The sequence below is a fragment of the Pseudomonas sp. C1C7 genome (genome assembly GCF_013359595.1).
In the GTDB taxonomy this organism is placed as follows: Bacteria; Pseudomonadota; Gammaproteobacteria; order Pseudomonadales; family Pseudomonadaceae; genus Aquipseudomonas.
This window is the reverse complement of the sequence record NZ_JABFMP010000052.1, coordinates 1-14,718: the sequence shown is the minus strand read 5'-3', so window position 1 is coordinate 14,718 and position 14,718 is coordinate 1. Positions and strand designations below refer to the sequence as shown.

The window sequence follows — 14,718 nt, the reverse complement described above, 5'->3', positions numbered from 1 at the left end:
GTTCAGGAATGCTTGAGCAGCGTTCTGAAGCGCGCGTAGAGGTAGCGCAGGGTCGGCTTGCCGTTGAACAAAATCAGCGTCTGCCAGGAATGACCGAGCATCTGCCCGAACACCTTGATCACCTGGGCGTGATCGCCGCTGCGGGAAAACGCATTGAGGAACTCGGCGTGGTTGGCCAGCACGAAATAAATGCGCTGTTGCCGGGTCAAGCGTTCGCCATAGCGCGCCAGATACAGCTCGATGAAGCGGACTTTGTACGGGTAATACTTCTGCGGTTGCGCGGTGATGTTGCCGCTGTCGACGTTACGCCGGTGCAGGATCTGCGGCACGGTGTGGATCTCCCAGCTCTCGGCGATCCGCGTCCACAGCAGGCGGTCTTCGGCAAAACGCAGGGACTGGTCGAAACCGTCCAGGGCGCAGACCGCTTCGCGCAACACCAGCACGCCGGAGGTGCCGTTGATGACGTTCTCGCGCATGAAGTCGGCGAAGTGGTCGCCGCTTTTGCGACGCTCTTCCAGTTGCTCGTGGCCGTCGCTGAACACGCTCTTCTGATAGCAATCGATCAGCCCTACCGAGCGCCCCTCGGCGGTCAGGCGATCGTAGAGCGCCAACTGCTTTTCAAGCTTCTGCGGATGCCACTCGTCATCGGCATCGAGGAAGGCGATGAAGGTTTCCCGGGCGGCAAACACGCCCTTGTTGCGCGCGCAGCCGGGGCCCTGATTGGCCTGCTGCAACAGGGTCAGCGGGAAAGGCGCGGCAAAGTCCCGGACCCGTTGCGCGCAGTCGTCGCTGGAACCGTCATCGACCACGATCACCCGATCGGGCTGGCAAGTTTGTTGTATCAGAGACGCCAGGGTCTTTTCGATGGTGCGGGCGGCGTTGTACATCGGAATGACCACGCACACCGAGGCGGGCGTCGCAGGTTTGCTGCTCAGCATGGGCTTTTCTCCTTGGGCACGACCCGGGCGGTCGCGCCATTGAACACGCTCTGTTGCGCTGCACGGGGCTCAACGCGTCGACTGGCAACGCCGTGCCTGACGTGGTGATGGCGGAAGGACAGGGCCAGGATGCAGAACACCAGGAACTCGGCGGAGCGGTAGTTGGGGATCACGTAGGCCACGTAGTTGGTGACGATGAACAGGCCGATGATCACCAGGGCGCTGGCCCGATACTGCGCCGACTGGTCTGCAGTCACGGCGCGGTACTGCTTGACCAGCGCTTCGGCCAGCATCAGCCCCAGCGCGATCAACTGCAGCATGCCGCCGTTGAGCAGGGTTTCCATGTAGCCGCTGTGGGCGTTGCCGATGTAGCCCCAGCGCGAGATGAACGCGTCGGCATCGGGGCTCGACCAGAAGGCACCGAAACCGTAGCCCCTGAGTATCTGGGCATCGATGAAGGGCGCCAGCAGCTCCCAGATCTGCATGCGGTCGGTGAGGGTCGGGTCGCGCCCGAGCATCTCCAGCAGCAGCGTGTAGTTGCCGTAGAGAAAGGCGCAGATCAGCCCGTACAACACCGTCGCGGCGAAGAACGCCAGCAGCGAACGGTTGATGCGCAGGCGGATCATGGTCAGGAAGTACCCGTAGCTCGCAGCACCCGCGCAAATCAGCGCCAGCCCCGTGGCCGATTGCGCCAGCCCGATGGCCACCAGCGAGCACAGGGCGCTGAACATCGCCCAGGGGTTGCGCCGACGGATCATCGGCAGCAGCAACACGATGGCGATGGCGTTGATCCGCGCCCCGGCGTTTTTCTCCGGGAATATCCCCTTGAACGCACCGTCGCGAATGCCGCCGGAAATGAAGGCGATGTCCGGCAGGATCAGCGCGCAGATCAGCCCGATGAACGCCGCCGCGCCGATGGTGCAGCCGAGCACGAAGCTGATCTTTTCGAGGCTGTAGTTGTAGGCGATGTAGCCGCCGAAAAACACCACGCTCATCAACGCGACAAAGCGCTTGAGGCTGAGCATCGGGTCGTGGGACCAACTGATCGACGCGGCGATGCACAGCACGAACAGCAGGAAAAACGCGTTCTGCCGGTAGAAGCATTTGCTGAGGAACACCTTGTGGCGGATGAAAAAGAACAGCGGCACCAGCAGAGTGATCAGGCCGCAGACCTGATTGACCAGGTTGCCTTCCAGATCGCGCTGGGCATCGTCCAGACTCGAAGCACTGCCCAGACTGGTGAAGAATGCGATCACCTGCATGTAAAACAGCACGCCGAACAGCGCGAACAGATCGCGCAACGTGGTGTAGCGCACGGGTAACGAGTTCATGGCGACGGACTCCCGAGCAAGGCGCTGAGGTAGGTCTGCACCGCCCGGCCATTCATGAAGCGGGCGGCGGCGTCGATGCGGATCTGCCGTCGGGTGTCGACCGGGGCGTTGAGTTGATCGCTGATGGCCAGGGCCAGCGCCGCCGGATCATCCACCGGCACCAGCGGCGCGACGAGACCATCCTGAAGAATGTCCTGCGGGCCGTGAGGGCAGCGGGTCGCGACCACCGGCGTGCCGGTGGCCAGGGCCTCGACCAAAGCATTGGGGCTGCCTTCGAAACGCGACGACAGCACAAAGCAGTCGGCCGCCGCGACCTGGGCCATGGGATCGCCGGTGTAGCCCGGCAGGTCGATGCGGTCTTCGACGCTCAGTGCGCGGGCCTGCTCGAGCAACTGCGCCCTGAGCGAGCCTTCACCGAAGATGATCAGACGCGTCGTGCGATCCGGCAGCCGGGCGAAGGCCTCGATCAGGGTGTCGAAGCCTTTCTGTAGGGCGAGACGCCCGACGGCGACCACCACCGGCGTGGTCTTGTCCTGCAACCAGGGATGCTCCGCAGCGGCGGGCGGGCGGTGGTGAAAGTCATCGTCCAGCACCGGATTGTCGGCAACGGTGACGTCCCGTTCGCGGGCGATGGTGGTGTCCACCAGATCCTCGGCCACCCCTCGCGATACGCAGATCACCGGGTTGGGGATCAGCCGGTACAGCAGCGGCGCCACCTCGTAGGCCAGGCGCACCCGCAACGACGGGTTGACGTGCTTGTCGTGGGAGAAGGCGTTGCGCTCGCTGACGTGCAGCCGTGACAGGGTGCCGGACAGCGCGGCGGCGGCAATCGCGATCACGTTGACGTGGGTGAGGGCGGCCAGTTGCGCATCGAAGCGGTTTTGTCGAAGAAAGCGCGCCAGGGCCGGTACGGCGTTGGCACTGCGGCCGCTGTTCAACTCGACCTGCTTGACGCGTGGGTCCAGGCCCCGGGCATTCACGCCGCCGCCGGTGAGCATCAACAGCGTCACGTCGTTGCCGGCATCGACCAGGGCGCCCGCCAGACGCGCCATCATTTTCTCCGCACCGCCGGCGCTGAGGTCATGCAGGATGATCAGCAGCTTCTTCATTGGTTCCATACCTGATAGTAGGCTGCGGCGGCCTGACGACTGCCGTATTGCTTGACCGCTTCCTCGGCGACCCGCCCGGTGGGCGTGGCGGCCGCGTCGGCGCTCAGGCTTTGCAGCAGGCCTTCAGCGAGTGCGGGCACGTCATTGACCTTGACCAGACGTCCGAGCCGGCCTTGGTCGAGCAACTCCCGAGGACCGGGGCCGCAATCGCAGGCCAGGGTCGGCGTTCCCAGCGCCAGGGCCTCGATCAGCACCGTGGGCAAGCCTTCGTGGAAGGAACTGAGGATCAGCAGCCGTGCATGGCGGATCAGCGGGTAGGGGTTGCTCAGGAAACCGGTGAAGTACACACGTTCGGCGATGCCCAACCGGTGTGCCTGTTCGATCAGTGCCTGGCGCTCCGGGCCGTCGCCGGCGATCACCAGATCCGGCACTGGCTGCGTGCCGGCCAACGCCATCGCGTAGGCATCGAGCAGCAGATGAAAGCCCTTGGGCTGCACCAGTCGGCCCACGCCCAGCCAGTAGCTGGCGGGTATCCCTTCGGGCAAGGGGGCCTGCGCGGCACTGAGCATGGATTCGGTGATCACGGCGTTGGGGCAGTAGCTGATGCGCTGACGACCCCAGGGCATCAGCTCCGCCAGACCTTGGCGCAGGCCATTGGAGACCGCGACCACCTTGCCGCTGCCGCACAGGTACAGGGCATAGAGCAGACGCAGGCTGGTGGGGCCGGTTTTCTGTTCCGCGCAATCGAGGGCGGCGTGACGGGCGTAGATCACCCGGCAGGAAGTGTTCAGCGTCGCAAACCAGGTGCAGATATTGGCCTGCTCCTTGGCGGCGATCAGGTGAGTCACGCCTTCGCTGCGAATGATCCGGCGCAGCATGAGGATGGACTTGAACAGCCCTGTGAGGCCTTCGCCCGCGCCGCGGAAAAACGTCGCGCCTTCCTGCTCCGGTGTATCACCGTTCATGACAAAGAATCCGACCTGCCGGCCTTCACGCAGAAATTGCCCGGCCAGCCGCTGCTGCACGCCTTCGACGCCACCGCCGGGAGTGAAGTCCTTGAGGATGAACAGGATCTTCATGTTCGCTTCCCGGCCTTCGGGGCGCAGCAGGTCGACGGTCACCTTGCGCCGGGCGATCAGCGCCCACAGCCGGACAAAGTTGCTCGGGTAGTTGAACAGGTAGCGCCGGATCGTGTGCGGCTCGCGGTACATGCGATAGAACGCGCGCAGGTGCAGGCGGTTGATGATCTCGGGGTAATAGTTGAGCGTGGCGGTGGCTTCCTGGCGGATGAAGCCGCCGCAGGTGAAAGCGACGCCGGTGTAGCCCAGGTTCAAGGCCTGCTCGACGAACTGCTCCTGCAAGCCGGCGCCGAGCCCGGTGATCAGGATGTCCGTGGTGTTGTCGCGAATGTCGGCCTGAATCTCCAGCGCCTGGGCCGCATCGAAGTAACCGTTGTGACTGCCGGCGATTCTCAGGTGCGGATACCGACCGCGAATCTTGTGCAGGAACAGGTCCAGTTCCACCTGCCGGGCACCGACGAAGTACACCCGCAGGCCTCTCTGTTCGGCGCTGCGCAGCACGGGATCGGCGATGGAGGTGAAGTCGAAACTGACCCTCTCTATTGGCTGGCCGGTCATGCGCGACATGAAGGTCGAGAGCAGCATGCCGTCGCAGAAGTAGTTGATGCAGCTGTCGTCATTGCGATCTAGCAAGCTGCCGATGGACGCGAAGTTGATGAAGGAAAAAGCCGTGTTGCTTTTAAGCAGATCGGGGGTGAACTGCTCGACGAGTTTGAGCCTGATCATTGCCGGATTCCTTCATCAAAGTGTCTGTCGGCCCACGGAGTAGTAGGTGAAGCCACGATGTTTCAGGCGCTGGGGGTCATACAGGTTGCGCCCGTCGAAAATCACCGGCTGCGCCAGGCGTTCGCCCAGCAGGTCGAAATCCGGCGCGCGGAACGATTGCCATTCGGTGGCGATGATCAGCGCGTCGGCGTTTTTCAGCGCCGCCTCCTTGGTGCCGGTCAGCAACAGGTCATCGCGCGAACCGTAGATGCGCTGGGCTTCTTCCATGGCCTTGGGGTCGAACGCCTGGACGCTCGCGCCGGCTTTCCACAAGGCTTCCATCAGCACCCGGCTGGGGGCTTCGCGCATGTCGTCGGTATTGGGCTTGAAGCTCAGGCCCCAGAGGGCGAAGGTCTTGCCCCGCAGTGCGCCGTTGAAGTGATCGAAGATCTTGCTGAACAGCGTGGTTTTCTGTTCGTTGTTGCGCGCCTCGACCGCCTTGAGCACCCGGGCGTCATAGTCGACGCCGTTGGCGATGCGGATCAGCGCCTGCACATCCTTGGGAAAGCACGAGCCGCCATAGCCCAGCCCCGGGTAGATGAACTGGTAGCCGATGCGCGGATCGGAGCCGATGCCGTGGCGCACCATTTCGATGTCGGCACCGAGTTTTTCCGCCAGGTTAGCCATCTCGTTCATGAAGCTGATCTTGGTCGCCAGCATGCAGTTGGCGGCGTACTTGGTCAGTTCGGCGCTGCGCGCGTCCATGACCACGATTTTTTCCCGGTTGCGATTGAACGGCTCGTACAGCTCGCGCATGACCGCCTCGGCTTCGGGGCTGTCGGTGCCGATGATGATGCGGTCCGGGCGCATGCAGTCGTCGACCGCGCAGCCTTCCTTGAGAAACTCCGGGTTGGAGACCACATCGAAGGTCAGATCCTTGCGCCCGGTATCGGCCAGCACCTGGCTGACGTGCGCGCGCACCCGGTCGGCGGTCCCGACCGGCACGGTGGATTTGTCGACGATGATCTGGTAGCGCCGCATGTGCCGGGCGATGGTGTCCGCCACGCTCAGCACGTATTGCAGGTCGGCCGAGCCGTCTTCGTCCGGTGGTGTGCCGACCGCGATCAGCTGCAACTGGGCGTGGTGCACGGCGGCCTCAAGATCGGTGTCGAATTGCAGGCGTCCGCTCTGGTAGTTCTCCCGTACCAGGCTTTTCAGGCCCGGTTCATAGAGCGGCAACGTGCCGTCTTTCAGGGCCTGCACCTTGCCGGCGTCGACATCCACGCACAGCACGTTGTGGCCGGCTTCCGCCAGCGCCGCCCCCTGGACCAGGCCGACATAGCCAATTCCGAATACGCTTACATTCATTGGAAAACCCCCGGGCAAAGTGGTCTTGATCCACGTCAGTAGATGTCTTTGGAAAACAGGGTGAAGGGCGTCTTGACCATGATCTTGATGTCCAGCCACAGCGACCATTGGTTGATGTAGTTGAGGTCCTGGGCGACGCGCATCTGCATTTTTTCCACGGTCTCGGTTTCGCCCCGATGCCCGGTGATCTGCGCCAGGCCCGTGATGCCGGGCTTGAGCCGGTGCCGGGCCATGTAGGCGCGGACCTTGCCGGTGTAATAAAGGTTGTGGGTGACGGCATGGGGGCGCGGGCCGACCAGGGCCATCTGGCCGAACAGCACGTTGAACAGCTGCGGCAGTTCGTCGATGGAGGAGCGGCGCAGGAAGCGCCCCAGCGGGGTCACGCGGTCATCGTCACGGGTGGCCTGGCGCACCTCTCGATCGTCGTGCACGCGCATCGAACGGAATTTCCACACCTGGATGATTTCGCCGTCATGGCCGTGACGGTTCTGCTTGAACAGCACCGGGCCTTTTGAGGTGACCTTGACCGCAATCGCCACGCCGATCAGCAGGGGGCTCAGAATCAGCAGCGCGATGGCGGCCAGGCTGCGTTCGAGCAGGTCCTTGCAGAGCAGGCTGCCGGGGTGCGAGCTGATCAGGCTTTCGTTGAGGTAGATCGCCGGCATGCGCTCGATTTCGGAGATCGACTGGTTGAGCAGCACCATGCTGCCCAGGTCCGGGATCCAGACCACGTCGACGTTCATGTCCAGCAGGTCTATGTACAGTGCCTCGATGAGGTCGGCCTGGGCCATCGGCAGGACGATGTAGACGCGGCGCACGTCCATGTTGGAGATGATCTCGCGGATCTCCGCCACCCGGCCGAGCAACGGTAGGACGCTGGGCGCCGGACCTTGCAGATCTTCAGTGGCGATGAAACCCAGGACCCGCGCGTGTTCGGGTTTGATCAGTTTTCTGGCCAGTTCGTCGGCGGTGGGGCAGGTGCCGATGATGATCGAGCGGCGCTGGTTGCACAGCTTGCGCGCATGCAATCGCGCCAGGCAGTGCAGCGGCACGAAACTCAAGGCCTGCACCACAAACCCCATGACCGCCCAGACGATGATCACCTGCCGGGAAAACCGCACGCTGGTCTGGGTGATGAAGGCGATGGCCATCAACACCGCCAGCAGAATCAGCCAGCCGGCGAGCAAACGCCCCAGGCCGTTCAGCAGGCCATGACGTTTGTGATAGACCTGCATCGCGCTGTAGATCGGCATCGAGCCGAGCACGGACAGGGTCATCAGCACACGGTATTCGCTGGTCAGGCTGCCAACCCGCCAATACACCAGCAGCATCAGCAGCAGGTTGACCAGCACCATCGCGCACAGCCACTGCCCCCAGAAGGTGAGCCCTCGGCGGTTCGCCATTTGATGGGTGATTTGTGGAGTCATGGCTCAATCTCTGAACAGTGGGGCGTGCGCCGCCAGCGAGGCTGGCGGCGGGGATCGGGTTGAGTGAGGTAAGGCACGTACCGCGGACCCTGTAGCAGCAGGCTTCGCCAGCTGCTACACGGGGCGGGGTGACCCCGATTCAGCGCGTGGCAAAGTCGTAATCGTGAAACGTCTGCGAGCTGTAGCCATACTTGCGCGCCTTGCGCAGGTCGACCTGGTTGAGCACCACGCCGAACACCGGTGCGTGGCTTTGTTGAAGCATCGCCAGGTGCTTCTGTACCTGGCCGACCGGCGTGCTGTCGGCCTTGACCACGTAGATCACCGCGTCCGAATGCTGGGCCAGCAGCAGCGCATCGCTGACCATTTCCGCCGGTGGGGAATCGATGATGATGTGCCGGTAGCGGGTCTTGAGCACTTCGAGCATGCGCGCCAGGCGCGGCGAGCTGAGCAGGTCCTGGGGTGGCGGCTGGCGCAGCGGATCGCCTTGAGCCAGCGGCGATGTCAGGCGCGGTGAACTGAACAGATCATCCGCGGGTGAGGCGAAATGCCCGGCGGTCAGCATGTCCAGATTGCCCACGGTGCGAATGCAGTCTTCCAGCCGCGCGGTGCCGGCGATCACGTTCGCCAGGCCCGGGCTTTGCGGCGGGAAGTCGAAATTCAGCGAGAGGGTGGGCTGGCGCATGTCGGCATCGATCAGCAGCACCCGTTCGAGCGAGGTGAGCGAGCTGGCGAGGTTGTTGGCGATGGTGCTCTTGCCTTCCTCGGGGACGGTGGAGGTCACCAGCACCACCTGCGAAGGCGCTTCGCTTTCCTGCAGCATCAGCCAGGTGCGCAGGTTGCGGATGGTTTCGGAGAAACGCGGGTTGTCGTTGTCGTCGAACAGCCGCGCCAGTTGCCGCCGGCTCTTCTTCGCCACCAGCGGCACCACGCTGAGCAGCGGAATGTTGAGAGTGCTTTCGATGGTGTCATCGGTCTTGAACGTATTGTTCAGGGCGTCGAACAGGAAGGCCAGGGCCACGCCGATCACCGCGGCGACCAGGGCGACAATCGCCACGATCAGGGTTTTGCGCGGCTTGCTGGCTTCGATCGGCGCGATGGCGGGGTCGACGATCCGTGCCTTGGTCGAGTCCATGTCCGAGGTGGCGGCGGTTTCCTTGAGCCGGGTGATGACGGTTTCATACAGCGCGCGGCTGGTGTCGACTTCCCGTTGATATTCGCGCAGCTGGAACTCCTTGCGCGAGATGTCCTGGATCTGCGCCTTGTTGGTATTGAAGGATTTGCGCAGGGCATCTTCGCTGGCCACCGCCAGCTGGTACTGATGCTCGATGCCGGCGATCACTTGCCGGACCTGGATACGCAAGCTCTCAGTGGCAGTGCGCAGCTCCGAACGGGCGGAGATCAGGGAAGGGTGCTTGGGACCATAACGCCCCGACAGTTCCTCGACCTTGGCTTGCGCCTTGGCCAGTTCCGCCTGGAACTGTTGCACCAGCGGGTTGCTCAGCACGGCGGGGACACTGGAGAGTCGGCTCAGGTCGCCATTGCTCAGACCCTGGACCTGACGGTATTGGCTTTCGGCCTCGGCGCGATCACGGCGGGCGTCGATCATGCGGTTGCCGGTCATTTGCAGTTCATTGGCACTGATGGTCGAGACCCCGTCGACATCCACCAGGCCCTGTTCCTCACGGTAAGCCTGAAGCTTGTCCTCGGCCTTGCGCAGGTTGTCGCGCAACTCCACCAGACGGGTGTTCATCCAGCTGGTGGTGGTCTGCGCGGATTTCTGGCTGGTGTCGAACTGGCTGTCGAGAAAACCCTGGGACAGTGCGTTGGCGGCGGCGGCTGCCAGTTGCGGGTCAGGCAACTCCACTTCTATTTCGATCAACTGACTCTTGCCGACGAACTTGACGCTGGTGCGGCGCATGAAGTCCTGGGTGACCAGATTGAACACGTCCGCTTCGCTGGGATTGGCCGGCATCGGCGTCAGGAACCCCAGCCCCGGCAGCCAATGGCCGGCGTTCAGATCCGCCAGCCACTGGCGCGGCTTGAACCAGGATTGCGGTTGCTGTCGCGGATCCGTCAGCGGGTTGGTGGTCAGCTTGAGCGTTCGCACCGCGCGCTCCGCCAGGTCCCGCGATTGCAGGAGCGCCAGCTGGGTCTGCAGGTAATCGGGCGTTGGCCCGCCCTTGTCGACCGTCTGCTGGAAATTCAGCGGCGGCGGGGCAGTGTCCTTGATCAGTAGGGTGGTGCTGCCGATGTACTGCGGGGTGATGCTCGACACCACCGCGACGGCCAGCGCGCTGCACAGCAGCACCAGCCAGCCGATGTTCCATTTGGCGCGCCAGATCACTCTCCACAGTTTGAGCAGATCAATGGTGTCCTTTTCTTCAATGTGGTGGTGCTGCGCGGGGGCAAGCGCCTGAAGCGGACGTTCGACGTAGGTGCTAGGGCTGTTGTCCATGATTAGAAAAAGCCTTGTGCAATGGAAATGGTGTCACCGGGAGAAATCACGGTGCTGCGTGTGATGTTGTCGGTCAGGGTCTGGCCGCCGTCGCCGCGCACGATCGTCACCCGCTTGATCGAGGCGCGTTCGGTCAGGCCGCCACCCAGGGCGATGGCCTTGTCCAGGGTCAGCCCCGGCACGAAGGGATAGCTGCCGGGTTTCTGCACCTCGCCGTTGATGTAGAAGGCGCGGTACTCGATCTGGCTGAGGCTGACTTTGGGATCGACCAGGTAACCCTGCTTGAGCCCGTCGGTGATGATCTTTTCGACCTGATTGGGGGTCAGGCCCTTGGCGGAAATTTCCCCCAGGAAGGGATAGGAGAAGGTGCCAGCGTCGTTGAGGCGGATTCGTTTGAGGCTCAGCTCCGGTTCGCCGAACACCGTGATGCGCAACACGTCACCGGCCGCCAGTTTGTACTGGGTGCCAGGATCGCCCGCATGGGCAACAGGGAGCAGGCACAGCATGAGCAAAAGGCCGGGTATGCGCATATTCATGATCGCAAATCTCCTCAGAGACTGATGTTGAAACTGATCTGGAACACGTTGCGTTTGTAGCTTTCGTCGTCGGCATCGGAGTCGTTGTCGCGGTAGCGATAGCCCACTTCGATGTCCATCCAGCGGCGCATCTCGTAGATCACGCCCAGGTGGTATTCGCGCAGATCGTCGGTGCGGTCCTGACCTTCGTATACGTTGCGTCCTGCACCGATTTCGGCGACGGAGGTGATGCGCTCGGTCCAGCCATGGCGCCAGCCGAGCTGGGTGAAGGTGGCCTTGACGGCATCCGAGCCGTCGTCACCTTCGGCCATGGCCTGGCGGGCCAGGAAGGTGAAGGTCGAATAGGTGCGGGGTTTCCATTGCAGGTCGACCTGCCAGGTCGGGTTGTTCAGGTCCTTCGATTCGCTGTCATCGAAGTTCTTGCGTTCGTAACCGACCCGGACCTTGCCCTTGGTGCGGGCGGTGAAGTCCCACTCGGCACCGCCCAGCAGGGCATCGGACTTGCTGCTGCGCGGGTTGCCCGACTGCACGTAGTCGAAGATCTTGTGGTCGTACTCCAGCAGACCGCGGGTGTTGCTGCCGATGCGGTGGTACCAGGTGCTGGTCAGTGCGGTGGTGTTGCGTTCCTTGTCGTCATTGATCCCCCCGGAATTGTCGTAGCGCAGCTGTGCGTAGTTGGCACCGAACTCCAGCTGGTTGTCGGCACTGCGCGCGCCGTAGGTGTACAGCCCGTTGACCTGACTGTTCTGGATCTTGTCGTTGACGCCATCCACCGCGGTGTCGGTGGTGCGCTCGTACTTGCGCCATTCCCCTTCGAGTTTGAGCCGATGGCGGTCGGTGAACTCCATGATGCTCGCCAGTTGCACACGCTGGGCGGTGAAGGAGGCGTCCGGTTCGTCGTGATAGATGTTGCGACTTGGTTGCCAGATCAGGCGGGTGGCGCTGTTGCGATCTTCGGCCTTGAGCTCGAAGGTGGGCATGATGCGCGTGACCATGGACGATTGCACATTGTGCTCAAGCTCGCGGAAGTTATCGTCGTAACTTTCCGAGATAAACAGTATCGGCGTGAAGTTGAACCCATAGATGTCAATGTTCTGAGGATCGAGGCACCAGGCATATCCCGGGTATAGCGTGGCCATAATAAGCGTGAAGTGATTAAAGGGCTTTATGACCATGTCATTGCTCCCGAAAATTGGGTGCCAAGGTGCGATAACCGGCGCTGTAGGCGGGACTGGTTATATGGATATAAGGGCCGGTTTCAATGCCTTCGATGGACTATGTTCAGGCGTTTTGTACGCTGGCGTTTTTATTGTTTTTATGAGGTTCCAGATCGCTGAGCGGAACAGTGATGCACTGTTCCCGATTCAGGAACTGAAGTAATAACATGACCCGCTCATCACCCATCATCGACAAAAAGACACCCTCCAGAGGCGACAGCGGCCCCCGGGTTATTTGCAATGTCTGGCCGGGTTGAAGTTCGGTCATATCTGACGATTCGAGGGTGAGGCAGCGCATGCGCAGATGCTCGATCACATCATCGGCAACCACGGCGGGGCCGCGATTGAACTCGACGAATCGGCTGACCCCGCGGGTGGAGCGGATCGGCGCCCAGTTGTCATCCTGGCTCAAGCGAATGAACAGATAGCCCGGAAACAGCGACTCGCAGACTTTCTGCGGTTTGCCGCGAACCAGGCGCTCGGTCGTGAGTTGCGGTCGGAAGCTGTCGTAGCTCTGTCGCAACAGGTTGATTTGTGCCCGGTCGTCCTGACGCGGTTTGCACTGGAGCAGGTACCAACTAGAGCCATCGGTGCTGTTAGTTAGCATGCTTGCAAACTCCGTACTTAGCGAAAGTTGAGCGCCGTTACCCGTTCTGGGCGGACCGACGCATTCAGGCTTGCTAGGCAGTGGTGGAGGCAGTGAACCCGGCGCAATTATTTTTATAGGCGAAAGTGTGTATCAATAATGAAGCACTTTACGCTCGGGTCTTGATCGGGATGCTCATTGTCGCAAGACACATAAGTACAGGCCGATCGTTATGCAGGAGTGATACGCCCAATATCCAGGCAAATGAACTTGAGTGTTCATCGACGTATTTGTCCAGGCCAAAGCTACCGCACGGTCCGTGTTATCCGGGCCCTTAACTCGATAGCTACATTAGTGTTTCCCTTGGTTCGGCGAACGCCGACTGGTGCTCCGATGTGAGCCTGTTTTTGCCAGGCCGGTCACAGTTATGTGCCAGTCCGAGAGACCTGTCAAACATTGCCTGTCAAAATGAATGCCTTTTATCCAGAAGTTTTTTTGCTGTCCGGCAAGCGATTGTTTTGAAGGATGAAAATTTTTTCATCGATTTAATTAAACTTTTTAAGCGTTCTGGAGTCGCCCACTTAGTGTCAGAGGACAAGTGGCGTCAATATGTCGTCACTGTATATTCATCCCGATGTAATTAACATGCAATGTCATTAACTTAAAGGATAAATGGATCTGGCCCTGTTGCATACACGGGTCTATAAGTTAACGCCACACCCCTCATCCAGGACTTCTGGCTGACCGACGGAGCTGATTATGAAGACGACTGCGCAACCTATCCGGATCACCCTTGGCGTGAGCGCGCCGGGGACCGGCTCGTGACCGTTCTGGTCACCGGCGCTGCCGGCTTCATCGGTTTTCATACGGCGAAACGTCTGGGCGAGGACGGCCATCAAGTGGTCGGCATCGACAACCTCAACGACTACTACGATCCCGCACTCAAGCGCGCACGACTCGAAGAGCTGGCGTCGGTGCCGGGGTTTCGATTCCAGCAGATGGACATCGTCGATAAACCGGCGCTGATGGCGCTGTTCGCCGAGCATCGCTTCAGCGAAGTGGTGCATCTGGCAGCCCAGGCCGGTGTGCGCTATTCGCTGGACAGTCCCGACGTGTACGGGCAGTCGAATCTGGTGGGTTTCCTCAATGTGCTCGAAGCCTGTCGCCACCATCGACCCGAACACCTGATCTATGCCTCGAGCAGTTCGGTGTACGGCGCCAACAGCAAACTGCCGTTCAGCGTCGAAGACCCCGTCGAACAACCGGTTTCCCTGTACGCCGCCACCAAACGCGCCAATGAACTGTTGGCCCACAGCTACTGCCATCTGTACGGCATCAAGGCCAGCGGCCTGCGCTTCTTCACCGTATACGGACCCTGGGGTCGGCCGGACATGGCGCTGTTCAAATTCACCGACGCGATGCTCAAGGGCCAACCCATCGATATCTACAACCAGGGCGAGCTGGCGCGGGACTTCACCTACATCGACGACATCGTCGAAAGCATTGCGCGCTTGCGCACGCGTCCGCCCGAGGAAGGTTGCAACCGGCTGTTCAACATCGGGCGTGGCGAGCCTGTGGCGTTGATGGATTTTGTTCAGTGCCTGGAGACGGCATTGGGGATGAAGGCGCAGCGCAATTACCTGCCGATGCAGGCGGGTGATGTACTCAAGACCTGGGCAGACACCCGGGCGCTGCAAGAGTGGATCGACTTCAGGCCACAGGTGAGTGTCGAGGCGGGAGTGGGGCGGTTTGTGGAATGGTATCGCGGGTTCTACGGCATCTAGAACCGGGGGGGCGGTGTAGGAGCTGACGAGTGAAACGAGGCTGCGATCTTTCAAGATCAAAAGATCGCAGCCTTCGGCAGCTCCTACACGGGACTGCTTTGGCTTTTGATCTTGATCCACCCGCCCCGTCGGCAGGCTGAGTGGAGGCGTTCATCCGGGGGTTAGGCGCGCAGCGCCGTGCGG

General features: G+C 61.7%; 11 protein-coding genes. 1 reads left to right on the top strand and 10 read right to left on the bottom strand.

Features of this window, described 5'->3' with window-relative positions; genetic code table 11:
* Nucleotides 1-2 precede the first annotated feature (2 nt).
* The 10 genes from HNO86_RS27715 to rfaH all read right to left on the bottom strand — a co-directional run bounded on the left by HNO86_RS27715 (nt 3) and on the right by rfaH (nt 12,772).
* Nucleotides 3-938, bottom strand: coding sequence for a glycosyltransferase family 2 protein (locus tag HNO86_RS27715; RefSeq protein ID WP_175380114.1), 936 nt, complete (start codon nt 936-938; stop codon nt 3-5).
* On the bottom strand, nt 932-2,269 hold the full coding sequence (locus HNO86_RS27710) for an O-antigen ligase (RefSeq protein ID WP_175380113.1): 1,338 nt from the start codon (nt 2,267-2,269) through the stop codon (nt 932-934). Before HNO86_RS27710 ends, HNO86_RS27715 begins: the two co-directional genes overlap by 7 nt.
* Nucleotides 2,266-3,378 (bottom strand): glycosyltransferase, encoded by a 1,113-nt coding sequence (locus tag HNO86_RS27705; protein ID WP_175380112.1) that lies wholly within the window; start codon nt 3,376-3,378, stop codon nt 2,266-2,268. Before HNO86_RS27705 ends, HNO86_RS27710 begins: the two co-directional genes overlap by 4 nt.
* A complete protein-coding gene (locus HNO86_RS30380) occupies nt 3,375-5,183 on the bottom strand; it encodes a WecB/TagA/CpsF family glycosyltransferase (RefSeq protein WP_256672800.1) in 1,809 nt (602 codons plus the stop codon). The genes HNO86_RS27705 and HNO86_RS30380 overlap by 4 nt, the downstream gene beginning before the upstream one ends.
* 15 nt (nt 5,184-5,198) lie before the next feature.
* Nucleotides 5,199-6,530: a UDP-glucose/GDP-mannose dehydrogenase family protein gene (locus HNO86_RS27690; RefSeq protein ID WP_175380111.1), complete on the bottom strand. Its 1,332-nt coding sequence runs from the start codon at nt 6,528-6,530 to the stop codon at nt 5,199-5,201.
* A gap of 35 nt (nt 6,531-6,565) precedes the next feature.
* Complete coding sequence (locus HNO86_RS27685; protein WP_256672798.1) at nt 6,566-7,957, bottom strand: undecaprenyl-phosphate glucose phosphotransferase; 1,392 nt, start codon at nt 7,955-7,957, stop codon at nt 6,566-6,568.
* A 139-nt stretch (nt 7,958-8,096) separates the two neighbouring features.
* Nucleotides 8,097-10,412: a Wzz/FepE/Etk N-terminal domain-containing protein gene (locus HNO86_RS27680; RefSeq protein WP_175380110.1), complete on the bottom strand. Its 2,316-nt coding sequence runs from the start codon at nt 10,410-10,412 to the stop codon at nt 8,097-8,099.
* A 2-nt stretch (nt 10,413-10,414) separates the two neighbouring features.
* On the bottom strand, nt 10,415-10,948 hold the full coding sequence (locus HNO86_RS27675) for a polysaccharide biosynthesis/export family protein (protein ID WP_175380109.1): 534 nt from the start codon (nt 10,946-10,948) through the stop codon (nt 10,415-10,417).
* A 14-nt stretch (nt 10,949-10,962) separates the two neighbouring features.
* Nucleotides 10,963-12,087 (bottom strand): outer membrane beta-barrel protein, encoded by a 1,125-nt coding sequence (locus HNO86_RS27670; RefSeq protein ID WP_256672797.1) that lies wholly within the window; start codon nt 12,085-12,087, stop codon nt 10,963-10,965.
* Nucleotides 12,088-12,229: 142 nt separating this feature from the next.
* Entirely contained in the window at nt 12,230-12,772 is a 543-nt protein-coding gene (rfaH, locus tag HNO86_RS27665) for a transcription/translation regulatory transformer protein RfaH (protein ID WP_175380107.1), read from the bottom strand.
* A gap of 800 nt (nt 12,773-13,572) precedes the next feature.
* On the opposite strand from rfaH, the gene HNO86_RS27660 reads away from it, so the two are divergent.
* On the top strand, nt 13,573-14,535 hold the full coding sequence (locus tag HNO86_RS27660; protein ID WP_175380106.1) for an SDR family NAD(P)-dependent oxidoreductase: 963 nt from the start codon (nt 13,573-13,575) through the stop codon (nt 14,533-14,535).
* The last annotated feature ends 183 nt before the right edge of the window (nt 14,536-14,718 follow it).

What these genes read in the sequence shown, in the direction of transcription:
- HNO86_RS27715 (WP_175380114.1), bottom strand. Translation starts at nt 938, where the DNA reads ATGCTGAGCAGCAAACCTGCGACGCCCGCCTCGGTGTGCGTGGTCATT.
- HNO86_RS27710 (WP_175380113.1), bottom strand. Translation starts at nt 2,269, where the DNA reads ATGAACTCGTTACCCGTGCGCTACACCACGTTGCGCGATCTGTTCGCG.
- HNO86_RS27705 (WP_175380112.1), bottom strand. Translation starts at nt 3,378, where the DNA reads ATGAAGAAGCTGCTGATCATCCTGCATGACCTCAGCGCCGGCGGTGCG.
- HNO86_RS30380 (WP_256672800.1), bottom strand. Translation starts at nt 5,183, where the DNA reads ATGATCAGGCTCAAACTCGTCGAGCAGTTCACCCCCGATCTGCTTAAA.
- HNO86_RS27690 (WP_175380111.1), bottom strand. Translation starts at nt 6,530, where the DNA reads ATGAATGTAAGCGTATTCGGAATTGGCTATGTCGGCCTGGTCCAGGGG.
- HNO86_RS27685 (WP_256672798.1), bottom strand. Translation starts at nt 7,957, where the DNA reads ATGACTCCACAAATCACCCATCAAATGGCGAACCGCCGAGGGCTCACC.
- HNO86_RS27680 (WP_175380110.1), bottom strand. Translation starts at nt 10,412, where the DNA reads ATGGACAACAGCCCTAGCACCTACGTCGAACGTCCGCTTCAGGCGCTT.
- HNO86_RS27675 (WP_175380109.1), bottom strand. Translation starts at nt 10,948, where the DNA reads ATGAATATGCGCATACCCGGCCTTTTGCTCATGCTGTGCCTGCTCCCT.
- HNO86_RS27670 (WP_256672797.1), bottom strand. Translation starts at nt 12,087, where the DNA reads ATGGCCACGCTATACCCGGGATATGCCTGGTGCCTCGATCCTCAGAAC.
- rfaH (WP_175380107.1), bottom strand. Translation starts at nt 12,772, where the DNA reads ATGCTAACTAACAGCACCGATGGCTCTAGTTGGTACCTGCTCCAGTGC.